The sequence below is a fragment of the Lysinibacillus sp. NPDC086135 genome (assembly GCF_044746345.1).
Lineage (GTDB): Bacteria > Bacillota > Bacilli > Bacillales_A > Planococcaceae > Lysinibacillus.
Genome location: NZ_JBIVCA010000019.1, coordinates 53,261 through 80,071, shown reverse-complemented (window position 1 = coordinate 80,071; position 26,811 = coordinate 53,261). Strand labels below are relative to the sequence as shown.

Annotated in this window: 17 protein-coding genes and 1 pseudogene; 4 read left to right on the top strand and 14 right to left on the bottom strand. The window is 37.7% G+C overall.

Annotated features, from left to right (window positions below; translation table 11 throughout):
• Nucleotides 1–57: 57 nt before the first annotated feature.
• The 3 genes from ACIPKN_RS21240 to ACIPKN_RS21230 form a co-directional block, all read right to left on the bottom strand.
• A complete protein-coding gene (locus ACIPKN_RS21240; protein ID WP_400939841.1) occupies nucleotides 58–1,218 on the bottom strand; it encodes an MFS transporter in 1,161 nt (386 codons plus the stop codon).
• A gap of 617 nt (nucleotides 1,219–1,835) precedes the next feature.
• Nucleotides 1,836–6,230, bottom strand: a complete 4,395-nt coding sequence (locus ACIPKN_RS21235; protein ID WP_400939839.1) for an S-layer homology domain-containing protein — start codon at nucleotides 6,228–6,230, stop codon at nucleotides 1,836–1,838.
• 696 nt (nucleotides 6,231–6,926) lie between these two features.
• Nucleotides 6,927–8,492 carry a diguanylate cyclase gene (locus ACIPKN_RS21230; protein ID WP_400939837.1) on the bottom strand — a complete coding sequence of 522 codons (1,566 nt, stop codon included), beginning with the start codon at nucleotides 8,490–8,492 and terminating at the stop codon, nucleotides 6,927–6,929.
• A gap of 482 nt (nucleotides 8,493–8,974) precedes the next feature.
• On the opposite strand from ACIPKN_RS21230, the gene ACIPKN_RS21225 reads away from it, so the two are divergent.
• Together ACIPKN_RS21225 and ACIPKN_RS21220 are read left to right on the top strand one after the other, a co-directional pair.
• Nucleotides 8,975–9,886, top strand: coding sequence for a CAP domain-containing protein (locus ACIPKN_RS21225; RefSeq protein WP_400939834.1), 912 nt, complete (start codon nucleotides 8,975–8,977; stop codon nucleotides 9,884–9,886).
• Between the two features lie 460 nt (nucleotides 9,887–10,346).
• Nucleotides 10,347–11,531 carry a CaiB/BaiF CoA transferase family protein gene (locus ACIPKN_RS21220; protein WP_400939831.1) on the top strand — a complete coding sequence of 395 codons (1,185 nt, stop codon included), beginning with the start codon at nucleotides 10,347–10,349 and terminating at the stop codon, nucleotides 11,529–11,531.
• Between the two features lie 302 nt (nucleotides 11,532–11,833).
• Here ACIPKN_RS21220 and ACIPKN_RS21215 read toward each other — a convergent pair whose 3' ends face one another.
• The 5 genes and pseudogenes from ACIPKN_RS21215 to ACIPKN_RS21195 form a co-directional block, all read right to left on the bottom strand.
• Nucleotides 11,834–13,309, bottom strand: coding sequence for a hypothetical protein (locus ACIPKN_RS21215; protein WP_400939829.1), 1,476 nt, complete (start codon nucleotides 13,307–13,309; stop codon nucleotides 11,834–11,836).
• A 704-nt stretch (nucleotides 13,310–14,013) separates the two neighbouring features.
• The gene (locus ACIPKN_RS21210; protein ID WP_400939827.1) at nucleotides 14,014–14,568 is read right to left on the bottom strand and encodes an HPP family protein; all 555 of its coding nucleotides are present in this window, start codon (nucleotides 14,566–14,568) and stop codon (nucleotides 14,014–14,016) included.
• Nucleotides 14,569–14,802: 234 nt separating this feature from the next.
• Nucleotides 14,803–16,161: an acetamidase/formamidase family protein gene (locus ACIPKN_RS21205; protein WP_400939824.1), complete on the bottom strand. Its 1,359-nt coding sequence runs from the start codon at nucleotides 16,159–16,161 to the stop codon at nucleotides 14,803–14,805.
• 83 nt (nucleotides 16,162–16,244) lie between these two features.
• Nucleotides 16,245–16,799 carry a PH domain-containing protein gene (locus ACIPKN_RS21200; protein ID WP_400939821.1) on the bottom strand — a complete coding sequence of 185 codons (555 nt, stop codon included), beginning with the start codon at nucleotides 16,797–16,799 and terminating at the stop codon, nucleotides 16,245–16,247.
• A gap of 750 nt (nucleotides 16,800–17,549) precedes the next feature.
• Nucleotides 17,550–17,654 (bottom strand): annotated as a pseudogene (locus ACIPKN_RS21195) (helix-turn-helix transcriptional regulator); the annotation flags it as partial.
• Between the two features lie 432 nt (nucleotides 17,655–18,086).
• Between ACIPKN_RS21195 and ACIPKN_RS21190 the strand changes: the two are divergent.
• Nucleotides 18,087–18,809: a response regulator transcription factor gene (locus tag ACIPKN_RS21190; RefSeq protein WP_400939818.1), complete on the top strand. Its 723-nt coding sequence runs from the start codon at nucleotides 18,087–18,089 to the stop codon at nucleotides 18,807–18,809.
• Nucleotides 18,806–20,197, top strand: a complete 1,392-nt coding sequence (locus ACIPKN_RS21185; protein WP_400939816.1) for a sensor histidine kinase — start codon at nucleotides 18,806–18,808, stop codon at nucleotides 20,195–20,197. Before ACIPKN_RS21190 ends, ACIPKN_RS21185 begins: the two co-directional genes overlap by 4 nt.
• 27 nt (nucleotides 20,198–20,224) lie before the next feature.
• On the opposite strand, the gene ACIPKN_RS21180 is transcribed toward ACIPKN_RS21185, so the two are convergent.
• The 6 genes from ACIPKN_RS21180 to ACIPKN_RS21155 all read right to left on the bottom strand — a co-directional run bounded on the left by ACIPKN_RS21180 (nucleotide 20,225) and on the right by ACIPKN_RS21155 (nucleotide 26,597).
• On the bottom strand, nucleotides 20,225–20,587 hold the full coding sequence (locus ACIPKN_RS21180) for a YxeA family protein (protein ID WP_400939813.1): 363 nt from the start codon (nucleotides 20,585–20,587) through the stop codon (nucleotides 20,225–20,227).
• Nucleotide 20,588: 1 nt separating this feature from the next.
• Entirely contained in the window at nucleotides 20,589–22,457 is a 1,869-nt protein-coding gene (locus ACIPKN_RS21175) for an ABC transporter permease (protein WP_400939810.1), read from the bottom strand.
• Nucleotides 22,444–23,211: an ABC transporter ATP-binding protein gene (locus tag ACIPKN_RS21170; RefSeq protein ID WP_142509604.1), complete on the bottom strand. Its 768-nt coding sequence runs from the start codon at nucleotides 23,209–23,211 to the stop codon at nucleotides 22,444–22,446. Before ACIPKN_RS21170 ends, ACIPKN_RS21175 begins: the two co-directional genes overlap by 14 nt.
• 400 nt (nucleotides 23,212–23,611) lie before the next feature.
• A complete protein-coding gene (locus ACIPKN_RS21165; protein WP_400939807.1) occupies nucleotides 23,612–24,085 on the bottom strand; it encodes a glutathione peroxidase in 474 nt (157 codons plus the stop codon).
• 18 nt (nucleotides 24,086–24,103) lie between these two features.
• On the bottom strand, nucleotides 24,104–25,438 hold the full coding sequence (locus tag ACIPKN_RS21160) for an FAD-dependent oxidoreductase (protein WP_400939805.1): 1,335 nt from the start codon (nucleotides 25,436–25,438) through the stop codon (nucleotides 24,104–24,106).
• A 13-nt stretch (nucleotides 25,439–25,451) separates the two neighbouring features.
• Nucleotides 25,452–26,597, bottom strand: coding sequence for a VanZ family protein (locus tag ACIPKN_RS21155; protein WP_400939802.1), 1,146 nt, complete (start codon nucleotides 26,595–26,597; stop codon nucleotides 25,452–25,454).
• Nucleotides 26,598–26,811: the final 214 nt, after the last annotated feature.

The window sequence follows — 26,811 nt, the reverse complement described above, 5'->3', positions numbered from 1 at the left end:
TCAATTGAGAACGATTATCAATCATAACCAAAGTATAGCAAACGAACAGAGATTAAGCTATTCTTCTTTAGTAGTAAGTACCATTGATAATAGTAAACATAAAAAGAAAATAGTAGCTCCAAAACCATAAGCAGTAGCATATCCCCCAGCATATTCTATAAGCCATCCTGCGAGTCCAGGCCCAATCATTTGACCGATAGCGTAAAAGATGGAAATAAAGCCGATCGCTGGCGCCACATATTTTGCCGATACCTCTTGACTCGCCTTCATTTGAATGAGTACAAGGACACCTCCAAGAGACGAACCCCATATAATAGCAGACACGATAAATCCAATTACATTAGGAATTAACAGCGGAAAGGCATCTCCAATAACTGACAAAAATAACGCTCCCATTAATGCTTTTTTCACACCTATCTTATCCGCTAGCATTCCCCATATTGGAGCACCTCCAATTGAAACGATCCCTGCAACAGCATAAATGGAGCCCGCCACTGCATTCGAAATCCCAATGTCCTTCATATAGCTTGTTTGATATAAATTCGGAATAAGATAAACGAGTCCAACAGCAAAATAAATTCCAGCTATAAGGTATAGTTCTTTACTTCTCCAGGCTTTAGTTTTTTCTTGTACAGTACCATTTTCTGCCGTTGATTGCGGTGTCTTTATCACCAAAAATGCAACTAACACGACTATAATTGTGATCACCGTAAATACTAACCATACTCCTCGCCAGCCAAGTTCAGGAAAATGTCGAAGCATAAAGGGTACAAGTACCCCAGACAAGAGCATTCCTACTCCCGCACCACTCATTAGCAATCCCATCACTGCCCCTCTTTTCTTTGGGAAAGAGCTCACTGCTATTGATAATAGAGGTGTATAGACAAGGGCACTACCAGCACCAGCCAAAAATAAAGGTATAGCGGCCCACCAAAAGTTCGTTACAAATATAAGACCTCCAAAACCTACAATAACAAAGCATCCGCCTACCAACAGCACATTTTTCGCCCCAATCCGCAACGTAAGCATCCCAGACAGACCTACTGTAAGTAAATAACCTAAAAAAAGCACCGTACCTAATAAACCTGACTGTGTTGTAGTTAATGACAGCCCTTCCTGCATAAAAGGTAATATAATACCGTAAGCCATACGAGCAAATCCCGTAGTTGTAACGATTAATAGCATTCCTGTTATAACAAATACCCAAAAGTTTTTCATTTCCATTCCCCTTTCATTATTAATGCCTATGACTCTTAAAATAAAGAAACTATTCACTATGTGGATCTTAGATCCCCTTTTCATTTTTTCTATTTTTAGGAATATAGTTATCTTAATTTTTTTAGTTCTACTACTCTACCGATTGACGGATAATAAGGCGGTTTAACGGATTTTATTTTAAACATAAAAAGACACCTCAACGGGATTTGAGGTGTCTCTTCTAGGAAATATACATTTCTATCAGTAATTTTATTCAAAACATTAGACTTGCTTCTTATTGAAAAATGGAAAGCAGAGCAAGCACTACAATTTTATAACGACCAAGTAGATACCGAACGGAAAATTAATTTCTGATGGTAATGATTTGCTATTAAGTCTTTCTTCTCACAGCTAGACGAATTCGTTTGAAATAATTTGAAAGTGTGAATCGATAAATTCATTTTAATATTTTATGGAATTATTAATTAACGTTAAATCTTGTTTAGCATATATGCTTTGACCAATTCAAGAAATGCCTATCAAATATATACAACAGCCTTTGCTAAGATTTTAGCCAGGGGGTTACATCCAAAGTGAAAACCAAGTGGTCTTTATATGACCACTTGGTTTTTGTATGCTTATGGCGTTGTTTGGATGGCAGGGTCCTTATAGCCAACCTTCGCATAAAACTTATGGAAATTACCATACTTATCTTCCAATACAATTGTTACCCAGTCGCCGTTAAAGAATTTGGCTGGATGCGTCAGCTCTTTTGTAATACGAGCAATATTTGTTGCAATTGTTCCTGTTCCTTTTGCTAATGAACTATTTGAACCATGCACAACTGTATCAATTACCTCCGCTGGTAATCTATTTTTAATAACATTAGGATCTGTTCCTGCTGTATCTGATAAGTAGTAGTACTTCAGTAATTCGCCATTTTCATAGAATTGTTGAGCAGAGCCCAGCAAATCGAAAGTAGCTTGAACTTTTCTATCGTCACCTAACGATTCAAGGTAGCTAAGTTTAATTTCCATAAACTTCGCATCCAATGTTCTGTATAGATATTGACCAGTATTAATGAACTTATGTCCTTCATAGCCTGGAATAACAAAATCTCGAGTTTTATCATTCATTGTAACAGTAATTGTTTTATTACCGTCACTTGGTAATTTCGGTTTAATAATGAGTTTACTTTCTTTTGTAGTATCTGTTCCTACTGTATAAGACACAGGTTCGTATTTGTTTGTAACATCAATATCATTACCATTCGTGTCTTTTGTAGTAATCTTCAAGATATCTGCCAAACCAACAACAACTTTATCATCTGTTCCTACAAGGCTTGATTTACCGTTTTCATCACGCATAATCGTTTCACTAAACGTGATTGTAAATGTATCATCATCATTGCGGTAGATAAGTCCTGGATACTTTATATTGTCCATAGGGGACGTCATGCCAATGCTTGGTGGTGTACCATCCGAGTAGAAATCTTGTTTCATCAAGCCCGTTGTTGATCTATCATGGTCATTATATGGATCATTCGCCTTATAAATCGTGAAATTACCATACGTATCCTCTGCTCCGACGTAAACAACATATTCAGTATGTGGCTTTAATGATACGCCTACCGCATCTACTTTCCCCGAAATACCTTTACCTATTTTAGATACAGATGGACTTGCTTTCAGTTTCGTTTCTAAATACTTTTCATCAGCTGGCGCCGTTAATTTAGCGTCTGGATTATCAATTAAATTGCCATCTTTATCTTTAATTCTCTTTTCTACAAACCAGTAATGAACTTTTGCTGTTTCGTTCGTTTCAAAGCTAATCGTTGCTTTTTTATCATCATTTTCTTTTGGTTTAAGATCCAAATCTCGAATTAACGGTGCTTTAACATCTCCAAATACTTCTTTAGGACCTGCAATTTTAGAAAGCTCACCACCACGATCTCTTAGTACCATGTAAACAGAATAGCTGCTAAACGGATCCAGTTTATTTTCTTCAACAGATACAGGGAATTTTTGTGTGGCCGTTTCTAAATCAGCAGTACCTGAGCCACGTTGAATATAAACATCTTTTCCACCAATTTGGAAGTAACCAGATTTATTAGAATCACCGGCAAATTCATTGGTAAAATCACGTTCTGTAATATTATGATCTGTTAAATACTGTTGGAAAGTTTTCGTTTCGCCATTATCGACTACTGTATCTGGTAGTATCATATAGTAATACGTACCGGCCTTATTCGGCTTGAATTCAATTTCTGCTCGACGGAAACCGTCAGATTCATCAGCTTTATTCACCGTATTTTCTATTTTTATAACTGGCATTACAGTATCATCATGTTTATACTCCGCGTAGTTACGGATAGAGTTTCCTGGCTTCACGTTATTTGTGTTTTCAAATGCATTATCCGCTAAATCTTTAACACCTGGTAACACCGTTACACGTAATGTATCACCATTAACAAACCCTGTATCCGATGGAATTGTTAATAATACTTTTTTATCTCCAGGCTTATACTCTACAGCTGATGGTTTAATCCCTTTTTCTCCAGTTACATTGACAATAACTGTACCTGTTAACAAATAATTATTAACGTCGTTAGCACTTTTTGGGTCTAATGCTTCGCTCACAGTTAGCTCAAACTGATTGTTGCTCTTTCTTACTAGCTTTCCTTGTTCCACATATGGAGGAACATTATCAAGCTCGCTCGTTTTAAATTCTTTTGCCACAGCGGGATCTTTTGAATAATTACCTGAATCATCCTTCATCACTACATAAAGTTGGTATTCCGTTTCAGCCTCTAAACCTGTTAGAATTTCAGTAATTCCAAGTTTCCCTGCAACTGCCTTGCCCTTACCTGTTGGTTTAGCAACAATATCTGCTGTTGTTGGATCAGCAGCAGTTGTCTTTTTACGTACGTAGTAGTAATAGTCTCCTGGTTCACTCGCTGTAAATGTAAACTCTGCACGTGTACCACCATGTAGAGGTGTAACTGTTAAAGATTTAACAGCTGGCGGTGTTCCATCTTTCATTTGGAATGATTGCGATTTAATATCCGAAACATTTTTCGCCCCGTCAACAACCATCACATAAACGATATATTCTTTTTTCTCACCTAAATTAGTGATTTTAATAGTGTTTTTGCCATTCACCGCTGCGCCTGTTCCATTTGCCGCATTGTCAGTAGAAATACGATTCACCATTTCTTTTTTCGTTGGTGCTTCAGCGCCTTTTTCACGAACAATATAGTAGTAAGTTCCAACTTTATCTGAAGTAAAGTCGACCTGAACATCACTACCGTTTAGAACTGCTACATTTGTAATGTCGATTAAAGGTTTTGTTTTATCAGCTGGTTTTTGATTATCAATGTCATCTTTATCGACTGGTTTACCATCTGGATCTGTAATAGTGCCAATATTATCTTTATCCTCTAGGAAGTCATCGAAAATATTATTCGGTGACTCGTCCTTCGGTATAATAGCTTTGTCAACATACGTGTAATCGCCAAGATCCACCCAACCATAAACATTATCAACGTACAAAATCCCTACGCGACCGTCTATATAAAGCTCTAAATCAGTAAAGCTATTGTAATTTACCCTGTCGATATTACCAGTTCCGTAAATTGTTATCTTCGTTTCTGTATCGAGGTTTAGTGTGCCAATATTTCCTTGAATCTCAAATTCGCGGACATTCCTAATGATGTCTACACGTGGTAGCTTCATATTTGTTTCGATTTTTGTACCACTTTGAGAGACAACTAGGCGTGATACAGTGCTGTTATAAAATTCAATATGTTTTTCAACATTTTTCATCGTCACTTTATCTTTAGACCAGTTCACAAATGGCTTGTTTTTATCAGGATTTTTGTCAGAATTCTGATCTGTCCAATTTTGAAGATCTGTTGTTGGACCGTTATTTGATGAAGACGAGCCTTCATCAGTTGGATTATCTGGATTAGACCAGTTGATAAATGCCGTATTTGTGCTTGCTATAGGGCCCAGCCATAAAGGTTTATAGTAGGAAACGCCTAATTGTAAAGGTGGACGTACCGTTTCATTAACAAACATTGTGCCAGTCAATGTAACATTGGAAAATTCAATATAGTTCCCATTGACAACGATTGTTGCACCAAAGGACCCATGATTTCCATCAAACTCTAGAAATCTTGAGCTTGTCCCACTAGCGTTCAATGTTAGCTTCGACACAGAGCGAATGGTTTTGCCTGAAAGATCTCCTTCAATAAGTGCACCTTTTAATACCGCAGCATTATCTTCGTTAAAAATATGCGAGAGACTTTTCGGTACTGTGTAAGGCTCACCATTTATGTAGATCTGTTCGTCTTCAACACCTGTAATTTTGAAAGATGTGGCATTGCCCCTTTTCTCTTGTGAACGCACAATAAAGGATGCAATTTGTCCACGTGTTACCGCATTATATGGTGAGAAAGTGACAGGTGTTGTCCCTTCTGTAATCTTTAAATCTACTAAAGTTTGAATATAGATGGCGTTGCTTGTTTGGCTAGTTACATCTTTGAAACTATTGTTGTAATTAGATGCTACCTCAAATTTAAAGCCAAGCACTAATATTTTCGCTAATTGCCCACGCGTAATCACTTCATTAGGCATAAATGTTCCGTTTGAATACCCAGCCATGATTCCTGCATTTTGTAACGCGGCTATATACTTGTAGTATTCACTGCTTTTTGGGACATCTTTAAAATATGGATCTTGTACATTATTTAAATCTAAGTTTAAAACAGTTGCCAACATTTTTGCTGCTTGACCACGTGTTACATTTTGATCTGGTCGAAAGGTTTTATCTGCATACCCACTTATCGCACCTTGAGAGTATAATTTTAAAATATTATCGTAATGGCTTGAATATTGGTCAATATCCGTGAATGGTGAATTAGCCGCAGCGGCCGCTTTTTGTGGTGGTGGCACTACAGCAGCAATCCCACTAGTAGCAAAAACAGTTGCTATAAGTGCTTTATTCACTTTTTGGACTTTTGTTTTATCCATTCCACTCTTCCTTTCATCTATGTATTTGATACGTTCAAAATATCATTTTCATCATACCCTTTATATCGACAGGTATATAGTGAACCTTCATAGATAAACCTAAATTAATGGAAGAAAAACGTTAACAAAATACAGAAATAAATATACGGAAGTTCACCATCATAACGTGAGGTTGATCTCCGTTCCGACTGGGCGCTTTCCCGGGGGCGTCCGATGAGCCGCTTCGCTTCGCTGCAGGGTCTCATCTGTGACGCTAATCCCCAAGGAGTCGCCCAGTCTCCACTCCAATCAACCTATACAATGGCATACGTTTTGTACCAACCTATGTGATGAATCAAAAAACTATTTGGACACTGACACTCTAAGCTATCCAAATTGCACTACTCACCAATCACTTATCTTTTCTCGATTCCTTTCCCTTAATCCAATAAAAAAAGCCAAGGAGCATCGGTGCTTACTTGGCTTTAACGATATATAGGCGTACATCTAGTCGCTTGCGATGTCATAAGGGAAAGGGGGATAACCTTACATCTTGTCAAGTCGATCGAGAGATGTGTCCCGAGTTTACGTATCATTTGAACAGGATATACAAGTCATATGGGAAATGACTTAAAAGTAGCTTGCCCAAATAATCGTTCCATTAATCATGTACCCTAAAAATTAGAAATGTATGCTTATTTTAAAACATTTTTTTATTTATTTTTTTGGCTCTGCTACCATGACTCGATTTCGTCCAGCTTGTTTTGCAAGATACAGCGCATCATCTGCTGCTTCAATCAACTTTTCTGTCGTGTCAGCCATATGTGGATACACTGCAACACCCGCTGATAATGTAACCGGGCGACCACAAGGACTTGTAGTATGTGCCAACATATCGCGGAGTTGTTCAGCAATCTGTGCCGCTTCCTTAGCAGTAGTAGTTGGCAATAACATCACAAATTCCTCACCACCGTAGCGACAGCAAACATCTCCTTCACGAGCGACTGCTTTCATATCCCGAGCCAAAAATTGTAAAACTTTATCACCTACGGCATGACCATACGTATCATTAACACCTTTAAAATGATCTAAATCTAGCAAAATGAGAGCATGTGGCAAATCGTTCTCAAGCCACTCAGCTAGCATCGCATCCATTGTGCGACGATTAGTTACACCTGTTAACGGATCTGTTGTAGATTGATCTTTAAAATAGGACACCTGTCCCTGTAAAAATGTTAAACTTCGAATGAGTGCACTTTTTAAAAAGTGCGCTTCAAAGTACCAACTACGTACAGATTTCAAGCCTTCTACATTTTTCGATTCCATGCTCTCCTCTGTTAAAGTAGCCAATTGCTGTAAGGGATTAGCTATACGTGCTGCCATCCAAAGGACTATAAAAATCGAAATTAGCATAAGCGGAATGGATTTTATAGCTACATCCTGTACTCTATCAAATGAAGGAGCCAATGCTACCTTTAACGGTCTTTGAGCAACTACTCCCCAGCCTGTTAAAGGTACGGTGCTATAACCAGCAAGCATTTCTACTCCTTTAGTATTCGTTACTTGTTGAGCCCCACTTTTCCTAGAAACCACTGCTTGAACAACTTCATTATCAATAGCGATATCATTGATCCGACTTGGGTCCTGATGATAGATAACGCGCCCATCTGAATCAACTACGTACACATATGAACCATCATGATAATAATGCTCTCCGAGTAATTCATTAAAAACATTTCGTTCCTTCAAATAAATTGTCCCAGCTACCATTCCTAAATATTCATTTGTCTCTGAAAATATAGGATACGAGATAAAAATAAGGAGACGCCCTGTAATCCCCTTATAAGGCTTTGAGACAAGAGGTTCCCTTTTAGATAAAGCCTCTTTCGCTCCAGCTGAAGTTAATACTTTACCTTGTACCTCCTCAGATGGTGGTGAAATAGATAATACATGACCTTTTGCATTTGTGATAAGAACAGAGTTAAACATGTTATTTTGCTTTTTCAAACGCTCAGTTTCTTGAATTAATGCATTGCTATCATGCATTTTCGTCTTTATCGCACTCGCGCTATACCTTAAAATTTGGAAGGATTCTTCAAGATAGGAACTTGCGGTTGTTGCTAATTTCTGTGCATATACTCGATTCGTTTCAAGCGAATTTTCTTTAATCGAAGCAACATTCATACGGTAACCGCTCCAAACGCTACCAATGCCTGTTAAGAAAAAAGCAGCCATGGCAACACCCATGATTAAATACTTTAACTTTATCTGTTTTGATTTCATTTTCTATCATTTACCCCTAGTTAATAATTTCTTCTATTATTCTATTTAAGCACAAAAAATTCTTTATTAAGAAAATTTCTCGTATTGAGAGCAAAATATTTGTGAAAAGCAGTACTTTTGAAGTCCCTGTTATAACAAAAGCAAAAATATAGACTTATCATAAAAATTCGAGATGAAAATTTACCTTGTTGATTGGCGTGAAGGCTTGGCGATTCTTTGGGGATTAGCAATAACGGAACGCGAGTGAAGCGGCTCATCGAACGCCCTCAGGAAGCTTTGCTCTGTGCGAAAGCGAAGCAGCGACAAAGCACCCAGCCGGAACGGAAATCAACCCCACGCTTTAATGGTTAGCCATATAGTAGGCAAAGTTCCAGGATTTTAGCATCGTTAATATGACAAAAATATAGTATTTTATATCTATAGAACTTTTATTATTTTGATAGATTTTCATTATAAATTTATTATTAGAAGAGGGTTTAAATATGTTGTTACGTAAAGTAGCTCCAATTATGGTTGGTTTTAGTATGGCTCTATGGACGAATACTGCTCTCAATTCGAATAAGTCAGCTCGTACAAAAATAACAAATACACAAAAAACCTTGTCACTATCCAGCTTTCAAAGTGAATATAAAATGAAATGGCATCGAGTAGAGATGGACTACCCCCAATATTCCCTCGTAGGAAGGCATAACTCCAAAGAGGTCGGAGGATATGAAACACGCGCTGGGCATAGCGTATTTGGTATTCCTATCGGTGCTAATCGAATAGATGTGAATAGAATATACGGTCTTCCACTTAGAGCTATTCACTATCAAAACACAAGCTATTTGCTCGATTACAATGATTGTGACGGTAATACTACACACGGGACCTATTTGATTGATGGTCACTATGTTACTTTTTACTATGATTTACACAAAAACAATATTGTTCGTTCTATTATTTGGATCAATGTCAAAACTGAATTTAGTAAACGTGGTTATTATGGCAAGCCTTCCGATGAACTACGAATAGGCCTTGAAGATTTAATGGTTGAACTTATTAACCATGAGCGGGTTATAGAAGGTTTGCAACCACTCATTTATGACAAAAGATGCAATCCTGTCGCTCGGCAGCATAGTAGCAATATGATCACACACCAATTCTTTAGCCATGAAGATCATAATGGTAATCATTCCAATGACCGCCTCAATGCTGGTAGAGTTAATCACTATTGGTATGGCGAAAATATAGCACAAGGTCAGCCCAATAGTATATTCGCCCATGAAGCTCTGATGAATTCAAAAGGACATCGTATAAATATTTTAAGAAAAGAATTTACACATATTTTTGTTGGTGTCTGCTTCAAAGATAACGGTGCGCCTTATTATACAGTTAACTTTTATTCTAAGTAATTTAATGGTTAAGTTGATGACGATGACCAATATACACAAAAATCTCTATGCAGGAATCTATTGCATAGAGATTTTTTAACCTTATCGCAGTCTGAAATTTGATAAAGAATTTCCATTCTCTCCAATTCCAAAAAATGAGGGTGAAATTTATTAAAACATATGATTTTATAAGTCGATTGGTTTGGACCAAACGAAAACACCCCTTATTATAGAGATCACGCACATTCTGAATTTTTTCACTTTTATCGTTATTCTGACATATAATTTTTTCACTAGATATTTTATAATAAAATTTAACATAGTCAAGCCATCATTTTTTTTGTTATAATACTGATAATTTATCACCACTCTGTATTAATACAGAGGTGATGCATGCTTTTCACAAAATGGGGATTAAGAGAAAAGCGCTACAATGCATTCTTGAATACAGTGTAGCCTACACAAAAAGGGGTTGGGAGATTTGGGTATTTTAAAGGGGTTAAAAATTCTCGATTTTTCTGCATTACTACCGGGACCAATGGCAACAATGATATTTGCTGATCTTGGCGCTGAGGTTATTCACGTTGAATCATCAAAGCGCGTAGATTTAACACGTATTATGCCTCCTTACGACGATGATCATGAGGCGTATATTCATCAACATCTGAATCGTTCTAAAAAGTCATTAACATTAAATTTAAAATCGCCTGAAGCTATAGAAATTGTTAAGTCACTCGTGAAAGAGTACGACATCATTATCGAAGGATTTCGACCTGGTGTCATGCAACGACTTGGCATCGGCTATGAAGCTCTAAAAGAAGTAAACCCTAAGGTTATTTATTGCGCTATTACAGGCTATGGACAAACTGGACCATATAGCAATCGGCCAGGACATGACAATAACTATTTATCATTAGCTGGCATACTTGATTATTCACGTCATAAAGATAAAAAGCCTGTCTCAATGGGTATTCAGCTTGCTGATTTGGCTGGGGGCACGATGCATTCAGCAATCGGAGTACTCGCAGCTGCTTTACATCGTGAAAAAACAGGTGAAGGGCAATATATTGATATAAGTATGACCGATGCTGTATTTTCACTGAATGCTATGTATGGATCTGCCTATATTGGCGGCGGTCGTATACCTCAGCCTGAGCAAGAAATTTTAAATGGTGGAAGCTACTATGACTTTTACAAAACAAAGGATGGCCGATTTTTCTCGGTAGGAAGTCTTGAGCCTCAATTCCGCAGATTACTCTGTGAAGCGCTTGATATTCCTGAGCTCATTGATAATACTTTTAATGATTCATACTACACACAAATTCGTTTTAAAGAAGCTGTCCATGATGCGTTTTTATCGAAGACTTACGAAGAATGGCTTGAAGTATTTAACGAGGATTTCGAGGGATGTGTCGAACCAGTATTAACTTTCCCAGAAGCATGCGAGCATCCTCAGCTTAAGGCTCGTGATATGATTGTTGATATTCCCAAAAGCGACGGTACTACGCAAAAACAAATTGCATCTGCTTTTAAGTTTGACGGTGTTAAGCCTCAGTACAAGCATGTCGGTGCCAAGCTTGGAGAGCATAATAAAGAAGTGTTGTCTTCACTTGGCTATAGTGTCGAGCAAATTGCTGACTTAACGGACAAAGGGATTTTAGAATAATATTGTTAGCCAACTACACGAAATAAAAAAGGTGTCTACTGTTGCAAAAAAACACATTAGACACTTTTTCGTATTTCTAATCAATTATGCCTCGGCAAGATGTTAATTACTCAGTCGTGTATTGTTGCTGTCGCTTCGCTTTCGCACAGAAAAAAACCGTGTTGCTGTCGCTTGCTTTCGCACAGATAAATTGCCACAGGACGTGCGTTCTTAGACTGAGTTCCTCTATTATTTACCGCGGATGTCTTTTGTGCCGATAGCGTAGCGACAGGTACGGATGTTTGTACACCCGCTGAAATAAGTTAAACATATGCGCTTATAAAGACTCGTAGCTTTTCAAAATGGTCATCAATAAGTAAATATTTTTTATAAATTTCCATTAATTTTTCAAACAGCTCATACTGTTCCGTCACAAATAAAACTTTTAAAATATTGAGCATATGCAAGGATGCGCTCAGTGCTACCAAATAGCAAGGTGTTTCTAGCTGACGATAATATCGACGCCATTCTTCCACAGACAAGCCAATATGCTGTAATGAATTATTCACATGGAGAGCAATATCCTGTTGAACGGATGCCTCAATCGCAATAAATTGCTCATTACTATAGTTACCCTGTACTAAAGAGGCATGAATTTTTTTATTGGATGCTAGTACATGTTCCTTTAAAAGCAGGAGCCCCTCTTGATAACGCCCCATTTTCACATAATGATCAAGCAATACTGCATACAAGTTTTCTAAAAAATTAAGTTCATAATTTTTAATAATGGCCGGAGGTGTTGGCTTACGATTCGGCAATAAGTCCTTATATTCCAACAAAATCTCTATCGCGTAATTATTAAGTCGTTCATCTTCTAATAAATACTCTCCGTAGTGAATAACAGTTTCAGGATTATGCTCCTGATGTGCTATATGAAACAGTAGATACGCAATCAGAACTTTTTCTTTCTCTGTCAGTGCATACATCGAATAACGCCAATCCGCTTCAAAGGAAGTAATTAGCGCTTTAACACAACGATAATCCCCTTTCGATAAACGATAGTGCGTTACAATTTGGTAAAGATGTAACTGTTTTTTAGCCAAGCAAGTAGAATTGCGGTTATCCACATAAGTTATACACTTATCAAGAGTTTCCCTGTAATTATTCACAAAGTTATCCACATGTACACAAGTTTTTCTTGTGGATTGCTCAACATGCCCCATCATTTCATGGATAAATGTGAATTGTTCTAATGGTTTGTGGATAAATAGTGAATAAACTTTTTTTATGAAAAGCCAATGCCAAAATTGGGCTTCTTCTTTATAAATCATATGCACAAAATATTCATTGTCAAATTTATACAAAAATATAATTTGTAGTTCGTTAACTGGCATTGTAATTTGCATTCGCTTCCCGAAAATCAGCCAAATTAATCGCTCTAAGTCCATTGTATGCTGTGCAAAAAGCTGCTCAAAAAAGGTTTCCTTGCCTTTTTGCGTATAAAAAAAGGCATTGAGACGTTCATTAACAAATTTAGTATCTAAACCATGGTTATTAAAAAAAGTTTTCATATCTGCTGTTACACGACCCCAATATTTTCGTGCAGTTGAAAACGCAATATTCATCGCTGTTTCCTCATTCACTAAAAATAAACTCGGTGAAAGTGCAGTACCTAGAATTTTCGGGTCTGCTGGTGAATCAATCTCTGCTTCTACCCATTTTGAAAGTAACTTTTCAGCACCCTTTTCACCACTTTGTTTATATGTCATGAATAACTGCTCATCACAATCCAACAACATGCAAATGGAGCCCCCCATCAAATTCAACCAACAAAGATCTTCCCCTATCATGTAAGATACTTGCCTAAAAGTTTAATCACTCTTTCTTCAATATAACAAATCTTATCCAACATATGCTAAAGAAATCGTGATATGGATAAAAGAAATGACAGCAAAAGTATTCGTGTAATATCGACAACTTTAACTACAACGCATAAAAAAAGCCATCTAAAGGTCAAATACCTCATAGATGGGGAAAGATTATTTGCTGTTTAAAAGATGAGCGGCAAATGAGCTCATTGGACAATCACTCATAAGTTGGTAGCCCATTCGTATTGTCACAAATAGCTCATTGCCTACGCCAGCTCAAAGCTAACGCCATAGTACGCACAACTAAAACAGCTATGCATCATTCACCAATACAAACGAGAAAAAGCACTCTCACAACAGTAGACGGGCGACCAACAAAATAGTTACAAAAAAAATCCGTCTATTTTGACGGATTTTTTTCTGCATCGAAAGCACAGCGGCAGATGCAAAAAGCTCTTTACGTCAAATTTGTGAAGGATGTTTTTCTGCACCTAAAGCGGACCGGCAAGGGCAAAAAATTTTCTAATCCGTCCATTTTGACGGATTTTTTTCTGCATCGAAAGCGCAGCGGCAGATGCAATGTTTATCTTTGCGAAGAACAAGACGTTTTTCCGCCACTTGCTTAAACTTTTTCCTCACCAAAATAAAGGATACTTCCGCGTTTCTCGCAGATTATTTATCACTAGACCAAAGAATACGATAATGAGAGCACCAATAAGGACGGGCATTACTAGATAGCTCCATCCATAGCCTCCTAAAATAATAATAATTGGATTCGCTCCTGCTGGCGGATGAATGATTCCTAATAAAGCCATAAAAAAAATGGTTAAACTTACGCCAAGGCTAATTGAGACTATGCTCGTCCCTAATAACGAATACATGGTTAAGCCGACAAAAGCTGAAATCAAATGACCTCCTATAATATTTCGAGGTTGGGACAACGGCGCATTCCAAACGACAAATACAAGTACACAGCTCCCACCAAGTGACCCCATTAACCATGGGGTGCCTGTATAGTTCGTCAACCAAAGCAAGGCGGAAATACATATTAATCCACCGATTGCACCTGTTATCGCATCAGCAAAATTTGTTCGTGAAGGAGCATGTCCCCCACCTTTCATCTTGAATATGTATGTTTTAATAGGGTTTGATTTTTCTTCCTTGTTCTGCAAACGTACGAAATCTGCCATGAGTCACCTTCCTTTCTATTCAAAATTCTATAGAACCGTATCGATTTTTTGTATATTCTAAGCTTGTTTTATTATAACAACTACTAAATAGAATTCAATTTATAAATGTAAAATTTTGGATATAATTTAAAATATGTCTTTCACCATAATTTTTAGCATTATAATCTATTAGAAAGAAAAAGCAAACTATGAAATTTTCTAGTTTGCTTTCTTTTTAGGCTTTTAGGTATGCATTTAATCATATTGTTTTTTCACTGGTTTATAAATTTTCGCTTTTTTTAGTACTGTTTTAGGTACTTGGAAAGTTGCTGTTACAACTCCTGGATGACGACCAATCTCAATCGATCCTGTAATCGTCGCTCGATTCATAACCTCTGGCTCGCTCATCTCAAAAAGCCTTGCAGCACGACTTATAGCATTAGTTGTTGCTTCATTTAATGTTGTTCCAGAGCCAATAATTGATACAGGGAATACTTCCTCCACTTGTTTAACGCCGAATTCCTCAGCAAGCTCACGTGCACGACGTTTTTCTTCCTTAGTAAAAGGTTTAGCCGTATAAGGTAAATCCTCTGTATTTGGCAATAGCACAGGGCCATCCAAAGCTACTTTTTTCAACACACTTACCTGAAGTTGAACAATACCAGCAACATCCGTTGTATGTCCTGCAATTTCTCCGTCCCCTTGCATTGCGTGCATATCACCAATATACACACCACCGCCCGGAACCTTTACTGGACAAATAATTGTTGCCCCCTCACGAACACGGCTTATATCCATATGTCCATCTGTACGATGTGTATCTAATTCAGTCTGCGTAAATGCATATTCATGTGGCGCACCGATTAAAAAAGAGCCAAAGTCACCAGCATTATGGGAATCGGGCATCGCCTTTGAAGGTGTCGTTCCAAGCTGCCCTAAAAAAGGTCGCATTCTTGCCATTACACCAACCAAATCACTTGGTGCTAATGCAACCGCAGGATTTTGCACAGAATTTTCAGGTGTACGCATATAATTTTTAGCATCAAGTGCAATACGGCGAGCACCTTCTCGCCCAACAGTCACACCAATATTACCTTTATGATCTAACGCCATAGTATAGCCATGTGTCATGTTAAAAGGTGATGTTTCTGTATCACATGTCGAACAGCGAATGGCCTGTCGACCTATTCCCTTGACAACTGTACTAGGATGAAGCTTACCACAGCCTGGACACTTTACTGATACGAATGGATCTCCAATGAATCGGTCCAAAATCGCCTCATCATGCCCAGATGCTGTTGCTACTGATGTTACCTGTATTGATTTAATCTTGATAACAATGGCGTCTCCTACCTCTGCCCCTTCTACAAATACAGGCTTCGTTACTTCATGCCCACCACGGATCGTTGGTGTTAGCATCGGGCCCCAGCAGCCTGGCGTCGTATTAGCAATAATTGTTCCACCGTCTTTGACAGGTCCAAGCATAGTTTGTTGTGGATCTAAAATACCATCTATGAACTCATTTACGAATAATGTTTCGACAGCTTGCGGCTGCTGTACAAGATCTTCACTTTGTATTCCTTCTTTTTCTAGCATTTGCAATTCGCTTGTCATTTTTTCGTCACGCCCCTAGTTCTGATTTTATGTATATACTTAAGTTAAAAATGCTCTCCACAAAACGTAGAGAGCTATATTCCTTAATTGTCCATGTATAAATCAAATATGTGTGAGAAATCTCCTTTCTTGTATTTTTCCTTATGGTCAATCATCCAATTATTTGCAAAACATGTAATCTCCTCAAATGATGCAGATAGTGGGACATTGTCATTGCCGATACGACCAATGGATGAAGAAGCAACAGATGAACTCTTTTCTGCCACCTCTAGCTTGTATGCATTTTGCTTTTGCCCATAGCTAATGGCATGCAACGCTTTATATAAATCTTTAATGTCATCGATAAAACGTTTATGAATATCAATTGATAATGGTGTATTGTCGATTGTAAATTTAATTTCGACATCAAGGTCAATAGTTCCTGCTGTTTCGAGGAATACATTACTAATATTATGCATTAGGTAGTCGTAACGACGCAGTAAACGCTTTTTGCTCATCGCGCTCTTACCGTCTACATGGATAATCGCACGATTTGTAAAGCAATAATCATCTGCATCCGTCTTATCATAGTCCTTTCGAGTGATAACTACCCCCATATCTGAAAGTCCGAGCGCGTCTGCTGTTAATTTTTTTAACATTGCTTCCCCCCTTAATGGTTGATACTCTTATTACGCTTTACATCTGTAAAAGTGTCGAAAAGTCTTAGTACTCTTACTAGTACTGACCTTTTCTGGAATCGTTTTAAAAAGTTATGAAAAAGCTCCTGCGATCAATGACACGCAGGAGCTAGAGAGTATTCTAATGTAAAGTTGTTTTCATTCTTCATGAATATTGCCTAAAAATGATTTAAAACCATTGAAATAAATCCGTAATGCATTCCAATAATCGATATCAAAGCCCACCATTGTGTTGTTTGAAGTTTATTATCTGTATTTTGGATTATAATCCCTTTTTGGAAATCTTTGTCATCCTTAACCAATTCATCTAGCGAAATATTATATAGCTCACTTAATAAAATGAGATTATCTAAATCCGGATAACAATTACCATTTTAAAGGTTCATCACCAAAAGTTATGGATGATTTTTGTTAAAACGTCTACTATGTAAATAGTTGATTGGAGTAAAGACTGGGCGACTCCTCGGGGATCAGCGATAGAGGAACGAAGGCTAAAAGCATCACATCCTGTGATAACGCCTTCGTGACCAACATCGTGTTGGCCCGAGACCCTGCAGCGCAGCCGATGTTTTCTGTGCGAAAGCGTAGCGACAGCAACACCAAAAGCGGCTCATCGGACGCCCCCAGGAAGCTTTGCTCTGTGCGAAAGCGAAGCGGCAGCTACAAAGCGCCCAGTCGGAACGAAAATCAACCGCACGTTTTGATGATGATCCATTTTGAAACAGATTGTCTAGAAACATTTAATTTTTGAGCAATGTCTTCTTGTGAAAAACTGTGCTCTTCTCTTTTATTTTTTAAATTCCGAGATAAATTCATCCATCATTCCGCCTATCATTTTTGATACCTTAACTTTACTAAAAATCCCAAAATCAATCGAGAACTCATTGGTTACTTTTTCCGCAACCTAAAGTTGCATCGTTGATTTTAAAGGCTTTTCCACAAAGTTCTAGAGACCTATACGTGTTTAAAAATAAACTTTTCAGCTGAGTATGTAAATCATTATTTTCCCTTTATAGGTAACTAATTGGTCTTAATATTTATTAATTCAAATAATGAATAATGTCTCAATTCCTTTTTCAAGCAAATTTCATTTATAATGAGTCACATAACGTGAAATTTTCAATCGGTAACTTTTATTGCAAAATAATAAGGAATTGCTTATCGTGCTATCACTAACTTATTAGCCATACGCTATTCTTAAAATTCTAATGACGATTGACAATATAAAGAAGAAAGGACGTGTGAACAATGCAAGAACCAACAATTCTAGTAGTGGATGATGAGGCAGATTTAGCAAAGCTTCTAAAAGTCAGCCTGCAAAAAGAAGGTTATAAGCAAATTCATACAGCTGGCTCCATTCAAGAAGCTTGGACGAGCTTTCAACAGACTCAACCCGATATTGTACTTCTTGACGTGATGCTTCCTGATGGTGAGGGCTACGATTTATGTCGACGTATTCGAGAAGTGTCGCATGTGCCGGTGCTTTTCATGTCAGCCAAAAACGAGGAAATTGATAAAATTTTAGGACTTGCTATCGGAGGGGACGATTATATTACGAAACCTTTTAGTCCTAAGGAGGTCGCCTATCGTGTGAAAGCACAGCTTCGCAGAGCTGGTTATCAAACGCAGGAAGCAGTGCCAGTAACTTCAGCGAAATCGATTCAAGTTGGTCCATTCTTGCTTAATGGAGATGAAATGGAGGTACATAAGGACGGCGTTTTATTGGAGCTAACAGCGAAAGAAATCGGTTTGATGGCTTGCTTTATGAAACATCCTAATCGAATTTTAAGTAAAGAAACTCTGTTTGAGCGTGTATGGGGAGAGGACTTTTTCGGCTCAGACAACACTGTTATGGTGCATATTCGACGTTTGCGTGAAAAGGTTGAAAAAGATGCATCAAAACCTAGGTATATTACAACGGTAAAAGGGCTTGGCTATAAATTTGTCGTTCCAAAAGAGGAGCAAGTATGAAATGGAAATTAACAGCTAGATTTCTGCTTTCTGTGCTGTCTATTGTTATTATTGTTATTTTCCTGAATACAGCCATTTTAATTGGTTTTTTCATTTTTCAACAGGTAAATAAATACGATAAAACAACTTCGTATTCAGAGGAAAACTTCGTGCGTGAGTTCCAACAGTATATTGATATAAGTAATGGGACGGTAGCGGTAAGCAAGGATGGACTTCAACAATTGCATCAGCGAAATGCTTGGATTCAATTACTTGATAATAATGGACAGGTCATTGAAGCCCATCTTGCTCCAAAGAAAGCTCCTACACACTATGCGCCGATTGATTTAATTCAAGTTTATAAATATAAAGAATTCGACGTAGATACAACCGTATATGTGGGAAGTAAAGAAAGTATCAGTTATCTTATCGGCATCGAAGGAAGTGGCGTTACTAGATATGTCACTCATTTTTCTGGTTCTTCCGTATTACAGTTTATTGGTAAGTTTGGTTTGCTCATTGTCCTTGCTGATTTATTAGTAGCTACGCTCGTTGGCTGGCTTTTCGGTCGAACGTTGACCAAGCCCCTACACGCAATGATTGAACGTATTCGTCATTTAAAAAATCATGAGCATGTTTCTAGTAAAATGCCAGGTGGTGTGTACAAACCTGTTTTCGAGAATTTAAATGAAGTATCAAAAGAGCTTGCCGCACACGAGCAGGAACGTAAAAGATTAGAAATGATGCGTGAGGAATGGATCAGCAATGTGTCACACGATATGAAAACACCTCTTGCTTCGATTCGTGGTTATGCGGAGCTACTGAATGATGGAAAATTGACTGCTGATGAACAAAGAGACTACGCTCACATTATCGAAAAACAATCATTGCATATGCAAGATTTACTCGATGATTTAAATTTAACTATGCGCTTAAGACATCAGCAGCTTCCGCTCAGCTTAACCGAAGTAAATATGGTGCAATTTATTCGTGAAATCGTTATAGATACACTCAATACCCCTCAATATGAGGAAGCCAATATTGAGTTTAATGCAACTAACGATGTCATCAAGCATCACATTGACGAGCACTTTATGCGACGAGCGATAATGAATTTTTTACACAATGCATTGCTTCATAATCCTTCTGATGTATCAGTTACTATTCTTGTTGAAGATCATTCAATTACGATTTCCGATAACGGTAACGGCATTTCCGCCGAAGATCTTGAACATATTTTCGAGCGCTATTATCGAGGGACAAATACTGAGCAGACACATGGTACTGGGTTAGGTACTGCTATTGCTAGAGATATTATTGAAGCGCACGGTGGAACTGTAACAATTACCTCTGAGGAACAACAAGGTACAGCTGTCAGCATTCAATTTCAAGTAGAAAAAAAGGAGTAGCCCTAAACTAGGGACTACTCCTTCTTCTTATTTCTTCATTAGCTCCTGTACTTTTGCAGGTAGCTCATGGAATTTTACTTCATCATATGATGAAACTTCTGTTTCTTTTTTTACATAAAGCTTTAAGTATGCATCATGACGTAAATTTTTCTGAGCTGAAAACTTCAATGTTTTCTCTTCACCGTTCTCGTCATAAGCAGGTAGCTCGTACCAATATGACTTCCATATTTCTCCGTTACTTGCCTTGAATTCCTCCATTTCACCATCAGTAGTGATATGAACATAGTATGCCTCTTTATTTAAACGGTTAAAATCTACGGTCATTAGAACAACAAGACCTGCGACGAACAATAAGAACAATGCTCCTATACCTAAGAAAACCTTTTTCATATTAATTCCCCTGTCTAATAATTTTATAGAATGAACGAACTGTAAAGATATAATATACGCCGTAAATTGCTGAATACGCAATCATCCACAGTATTACTGGTTTAGTTATATCCATATTAAATAGCTGTGAAAAGGCTAGTAGCGCAAATGCACTATGTGCTATGCCAACAACGAGTGGTGCACTAAAGATAACGGCAACCTGCCCTGCAACTGTTTTTAATATTTGTTTTTTGTTAACTCCGATTTTATTTAAAATTGCATATTTAGGCTGATCTTCCTCTGCCTCAGTTAAAACTTTAAAGTAAATAATACTTCCTGTCGCTGCTAAAAATACTAATCCTAAAAAGCTTCCTACAAACAATAGTGATCCTACAGTAGCTAAACCATCCTCATAACTTTGCGGAACACTTGAAAACCCTTCTTGCTGTTCAGTAGATAGTTGATTGTAGATTTCCTTTGAAATAGCCTGCTGCTTTAAGTCATTATCCATACCAACTACCTGCATTTTCACATCTTCTGCATTAGTTGCAGCGAACACTTTATCATTTACAACGAGGACTGTACCAGCTGGAATAAAGTTTAATACACTCTCTGTATACATTTTATCAACATGGAATGATTCCCCGTTCTCTAATTTAAATTCTTCACCGGTAAAATCATGTGAAAAACGTTCATCGAAGCTTGTATCAAATAAAACTGTTGCACCATTTGCAATGTGCAATTGTTCATCTTTCCCCTGCAATTTTGCTAGACGATTATAGTCGGATTCCTTTAATAATGTATATTCAAAATACGAAAATTCATTATCCACACGTAATTTTTTCACAGAAAGCGATTCGTTGTATAAGACGTCTTCTTGAGAAAATTTTACCGTATCGCCCTTCCACATAAATGTGTTAGGTAGCGCATGACGTACACTGGCTTCGGCATTGTAATACATACCGAAAACGCCACCACCTGCTGTGATCGTTGTCGCACTTAAAATAGCGATAATAGAAAGTGATTTAGCATTTGCTCGAATACGGTACAATAATTGTGATACACCAATTAAATTCAAGCCTTTCCATGACCAAGAAGTTGCTTTTTTCAACGCCGTTAACACAAATACGCTAACACTATGGAATAATAAATATGTCCCTGCAATTGTCATACCTATAACCATTAGTGGCGTACCTAGAATTGTGAAGAATCTCCAAATTTTACTCGTAAAGATATCTGAAGACGCTGTATAATACCCAAATGCAAGTAGCGCTGTCCCAAGTATAGCTGCTATTAATGATGCACGCGGAATTTTCTCTCCTTGCTTCTCAGCATGGAACAGGTCAATCAATTTAAATTGATAGATGACACGATAACCTTGTAAAGATGTGAATAAAAATAGTAGTGCAAAAATCCATGTTGTATTTACTAGAGCCTCAGGGGAAAATGTTAAACTTCCTACAACCTCAAAGCCCATTAAACGTACTAAGATCATTAATAAACCTTGTGACATAAAGAATCCAAGAACAATTCCTAGTACTAGGGAAACAAAACCGATCACTAAATTCTCAAAAAAGAGCATTAAGCCGATTTTCTGCTTACGCACACCTAATAGCGAGTAAAGTGCTACTTCCTTTTTACGTTTTTTCATAAAAAACGAATTGGAATACGCCATAAAGATGACGATAAAGAATAATAACACAACAGATGATCCACTCATCAATCCTTTAATTTGCCGTGAAAATTGTTGTGAGGCTAAAATATCATCATTATATTTTAATGTCACAAACGTAAAGTAGATAACGATACTAAAAACCATCGAAGCGATATATAAAAAGTAGTTCGACAAATTACGCTGGATATTTTTACGCGCTAAACTAAATAACGTCATTTACTCCACCTCCGATGCCTCCAAGCACCTGTAAAATCTCTTGGAAGAATTGCTTTCTTGTTTGAGTACCACGGTGAATTTCCTTAGAAAGCTGTCCATCTTGAATAAATAGAATGCGCTGGCAAAAGCTTGCTGCGAATGCATCATGCGTCACCATCATAATAGTGGACGCTTGAGAATTATTCAAATCACTTAAACTTTCAAGTAAGTCTGTTGCTGATTTTGAATCAAGAGCACCAGTTGGCTCATCCGCAAATATTAATTTCGGCTCTGTAACTAATGCACGTGATGATGCTGTACGTTGTTTTTGCCCACCAGAAATTTGGTATGGGTATTTATCGAGTAACTCTTTTATCCCAAACAGTGTAGCTATGCGTTCTACCTTTGCGTTAATTGCCTTTGTTGGCACTTTTGCAATCGCAAGTGGCAGTACGATATTTTCACGAACGGTTAAAGAATCAAGTAAGTTATAGTCTTGGAAGATAAAACCTAGATTGTCGCGACGAAAATCTGCTAACTCTGCGTCCTTCATGCGCGCTAAGTTTGTATCACCAATAATGATTTCACCAGTCGTTGGTGTATCAATTGTCGCTAACACATTTAGTAGCGTCGATTTCCCAGCCCCCGAAGGCCCCATTACACCAACAAACTCTCCTTTTTCTACTTCAAATGATATATTCGATAGCGCTGTAAATGTATTTGCGCCTTTGCCGTAAGTTTTTTCTACATTTTGTACCTTTAATAATGGCGTCATAAACGCTCACCTCTTCTTTCTGACTTTAGTATACGACCCCAAACTTACAACAAAGTTGTCGCAAGCTTACAACAACCTTAAATCGTAGGCATAACGAGGGGGGTGATGTCCGTTCCGACTGGGGGCTTGTTGTTGCTGTCGCTTCGCTTTCGCACAAAGCAAAGCTTCCTCGGGGCGTCCAGTCGTCGAAGATCAACTTATCCACATGATATACGTTTTAACAAAATGTCATCCAACTTTTGGAGTTTTATCGGAGCACTTTTGCGTGTTATCGCCCAACTTTTGAAGTTTATCTACCAACTTTCACGTTTTATCAACCAACTTTTAATGTTTATCGACATCCACCTTTCTAATGAGCATAAAAAAGGATTCACACACAAAACTGTGCGTGAATCCTTTTTTATGCTAATGCTTTTTGTATATCATCCTCAAAGCTACTTGGCTTATCGGCCGACCCATAGCGTCCAATGACTTCACCATTACGATTCACAAGAAATTTTGTGAAGTTCCACTTTATACTGTTGCCTAGAAAGCCTTTAGAATGGGATGTCAAATGCTCAAAAATAGGGTGTGCATCTTTACCATTGACCTTTACTATTTCATGCATCGGGAATGTCACTCCATATGTCAAACGACATTGTGATGCTGCTTCCTCAGCAGTCGCAACTTCTTGCTTAAACTGATTTGATGGGAAGCCAAGAATAACAAGGCCTTTATCCTGATATTTTTTATATAGATCTTCTAATTCTTCAAACTGTGGTGTAAAACCACATTTGGAAGCCGTATTAACAATTAACATTGCCTTACCCTTATAACGATCTAAACTATATTCAGTACCATCGTCTAGAGCAACTTGAATGTCGTAAATGCTCATTTCTAATTACCCCCAATGTTATAAACGCCCATTTTTTCTGGCAATCTGCTGTAGAGGATCCCAAACACCATTGAATGGAGGCGCGTAGGCTAAATCTAAATCTAGTAAATCTGGTAATGTCATTTTATTGTATAAGGCGGTCGCAAACACATCGATCCGTTTATCAACACCTGCAGGTCCAACAATTTGTGCTCCTAAAAGTTGTTGATCTCGTTTACGAACAACAATTTTAATAAACATCCGTTGAGCACCAGGGTAATAACCTGCAATATGGCGGGCAGATAATTTAAAGGCCTCATACTCAAAGCCTAGCTCTTTAGCCTTGCGCTCATTAATACCTGTCGTAGCGATTGTTAAATTGAAAAACTTTAAGATTGAAGTACCTACAATACCACTAAACGGCGCAGATTTGCCTGACATATTGAGTCCCGCTAAACGACCTTGCTTGTTAGCAGTCGTGCCAAGAGGTACATAATCTAAACGTTCTTTTACAATATTAAAATGCGTTGCACAATCTCCCGCAGCATAAATATTTTCAACAGATGTCTCTAAATGTCGATTGACGATGACCGCACCATTTTTAGCTAGTGCTACACCTGTTCCCTCTAAAAATTGTGTATTCGGTTTAATTCCAACGGCCATAATGACTAAATCTGTATCAAAAGCGCCATTGTCCGTAATAACACGCTCAACACGGTGATTGCCCTCAAACGCCTCTACTTTTGTATTTAGCACAAGCTCGATGTCATTCTTTTTTGCTTCCTCATGAACATGTTGCGCAAACTCTTCGTCTAAAATTCTTGCAACATAGCTACCTCGTTGAATCAATCTTACTTTTTTACCGCAAGCATGTATCGTCTCGGCCATTTCTAGCCCAATATAGCCTGCACCTATAATTGTTACATTTTCTATATCTAACGTTAAATCAGCTAGTAAATCCTCTAGCTGCGGTATTGTTTTCACCGTGTGTATACCCGCTAAATTTGAACCCTTCTCCACTGGCATAATAGGATCTGCACCTGTTGCAATAAGTAGCTTATCATAAGGAATTTCAAACGCTTCCCCGGACGACTGCGTCCCAAAAACTAGCTTCTGTTCAACATCAATTCTGTTCACCTCATGACCAACACGGGCATCGATACGATACTTATCACGAAAAGTTTCTACATCTCTTGCTATAAGACGCTTTGTCGATGAAATACGCCCATCTACCACATAGGGTAAGCCACACTGCCCATATGAATAAATAAAGCCACGTTCTACAGATGTAATCTCTGCTCCTGGTACATTTCGATATATTTCCATTGCTGCTGACATTCCGGCAGCATCTCCTCCAATGATTACGTATTTCATCCAACAATCCCCCTTATTTTTTTCTCGTTGCTAGTAAGCCTGCGTAATAGTCCATAAATAAACGGCGTCTGCCTCCACTTACGATGACCCGTATTACATGAATAGCAATTACCATCGTTAGAACAAAATTCGCAATAAAGGCTAGCAATGTAATGACAATTTGCAGTACATAAAATGGTGAATCCATATCTAATTGAATATTTCCAAAAGTTGTTATCATTTCCGAAGTACATACTACCACGAGAATAGCAACACAACGGCGCCAAGATTGGCTTACAATACTTTTGCCGTTTTCACTGACCATTGTAAAACGCATAAATTTCATCCCTAATGTTGCCCCACTTGTTAAGCTTGGAACAACTCCAAATAGCAACATATACAAAGCAATTTTCACTAAAAACTCGAACATACCACTATAGCCTGTTACGACACCAACGAAGAACAAAATGAACTGTACGATAATCAAATCCACTGCTAGTGCTAACAAGATAGATAATGGCTTGATGATATCTTTTTCGACCATTTCTGCTGCTTTAGCCGCTACCTCTTCATGTGAAGGAAACAGCGCCCACACAACAGGGGCTAAAAAGAATCCTAATAGTGCACCAACACTGTTAAGCATTAAATCATCCACATCAAAGATTCGATACGCACAATTAAAGATGCCATAAATCCCCGTAAATTGAGTTACCTCATAAAACAATGTTAGCAAAAAGCTAAATAGAAATGCACGCTTCCAGTACTCCCTTTTTTTAAGAAAATAACGCAAGTATACACCGAATGGCATTAGCAGTAAGAAATTATAGAATGCTTGATAAAAAGCAGGCTGCTTTGGTATATAAATCCACGTTGATGGATTCGTCAGAACAATCCCACTATCCTTTAAAATATCCGTGACAAATTGAAAAGGATGTAAATTATAATGGACTGTATCTGCAGCTTGTAGAGAGCAAGTATCACGTGTTTCCGGGAAAGGTAGTAAAACTAAACATAATGCCGATAAAAAGTAAAAAATAAATGAGAACATAATAATCGTTTTGGATACTGATAAGTAGCCATATTTCCGATAGGTATAAATAAGCCAAGGTACAAATAGTACAAAGGATAAGAAAATTGTTATTAAAAAAGCTACCATAATAGAATTTGTATAAACTGACATAGAACACCTCTTCGTTTAAAAATCGGCTCTTCACCATAAAGTGTCGTTGATTTCCGTTTCGACTGGGCGCTTTCCTTGGGGCGTCCGATGAGCCGCTTCAGTGATAAACTTCAAAATAATCTTAAACTTAGTTTAGCACTTGAACACAACACGAATGTTTCACCAACCTTAAATAATCTTAACTAATGATGTAAAGTTAAAATTCCGCGTAGAC

Bases quoted from the DNA above. Each gene is read 5' to 3' on its own strand.
- ACIPKN_RS21240 (WP_400939841.1), bottom strand. From the start codon at position 1,218: ATGAAAAACTTTTGGGTATTTGTTATAACAGGAATGCTATTAATCGTT.
- ACIPKN_RS21235 (WP_400939839.1), bottom strand. From the start codon at position 6,230: ATGGATAAAACAAAAGTCCAAAAAGTGAATAAAGCACTTATAGCAACT.
- ACIPKN_RS21230 (WP_400939837.1), bottom strand. From the start codon at position 8,492: ATGAAATCAAAACAGATAAAGTTAAAGTATTTAATCATGGGTGTTGCC.
- ACIPKN_RS21225 (WP_400939834.1), top strand. From the start codon at position 8,975: ATGTTGTTACGTAAAGTAGCTCCAATTATGGTTGGTTTTAGTATGGCT.
- ACIPKN_RS21215 (WP_400939829.1), bottom strand. From the start codon at position 13,309: ATGTTGTTGGATTGTGATGAGCAGTTATTCATGACATATAAACAAAGT.
- ACIPKN_RS21210 (WP_400939827.1), bottom strand. From the start codon at position 14,568: ATGGCAGATTTCGTACGTTTGCAGAACAAGGAAGAAAAATCAAACCCT.
- ACIPKN_RS21205 (WP_400939824.1), bottom strand. From the start codon at position 16,161: ATGACAAGCGAATTGCAAATGCTAGAAAAAGAAGGAATACAAAGTGAA.
- ACIPKN_RS21200 (WP_400939821.1), bottom strand. From the start codon at position 16,799: ATGTTAAAAAAATTAACAGCAGACGCGCTCGGACTTTCAGATATGGGG.
- ACIPKN_RS21190 (WP_400939818.1), top strand. From the start codon at position 18,087: ATGCAAGAACCAACAATTCTAGTAGTGGATGATGAGGCAGATTTAGCA.
- ACIPKN_RS21185 (WP_400939816.1), top strand. From the start codon at position 18,806: ATGAAATGGAAATTAACAGCTAGATTTCTGCTTTCTGTGCTGTCTATT.
- ACIPKN_RS21180 (WP_400939813.1), bottom strand. From the start codon at position 20,587: ATGAAAAAGGTTTTCTTAGGTATAGGAGCATTGTTCTTATTGTTCGTC.
- ACIPKN_RS21175 (WP_400939810.1), bottom strand. From the start codon at position 22,457: ATGACGTTATTTAGTTTAGCGCGTAAAAATATCCAGCGTAATTTGTCG.
- ACIPKN_RS21170 (WP_142509604.1), bottom strand. From the start codon at position 23,211: ATGACGCCATTATTAAAGGTACAAAATGTAGAAAAAACTTACGGCAAA.
- ACIPKN_RS21165 (WP_400939807.1), bottom strand. From the start codon at position 24,085: ATGAGCATTTACGACATTCAAGTTGCTCTAGACGATGGTACTGAATAT.
- ACIPKN_RS21160 (WP_400939805.1), bottom strand. From the start codon at position 25,438: ATGAAATACGTAATCATTGGAGGAGATGCTGCCGGAATGTCAGCAGCA.
- ACIPKN_RS21155 (WP_400939802.1), bottom strand. From the start codon at position 26,597: ATGTCAGTTTATACAAATTCTATTATGGTAGCTTTTTTAATAACAATT.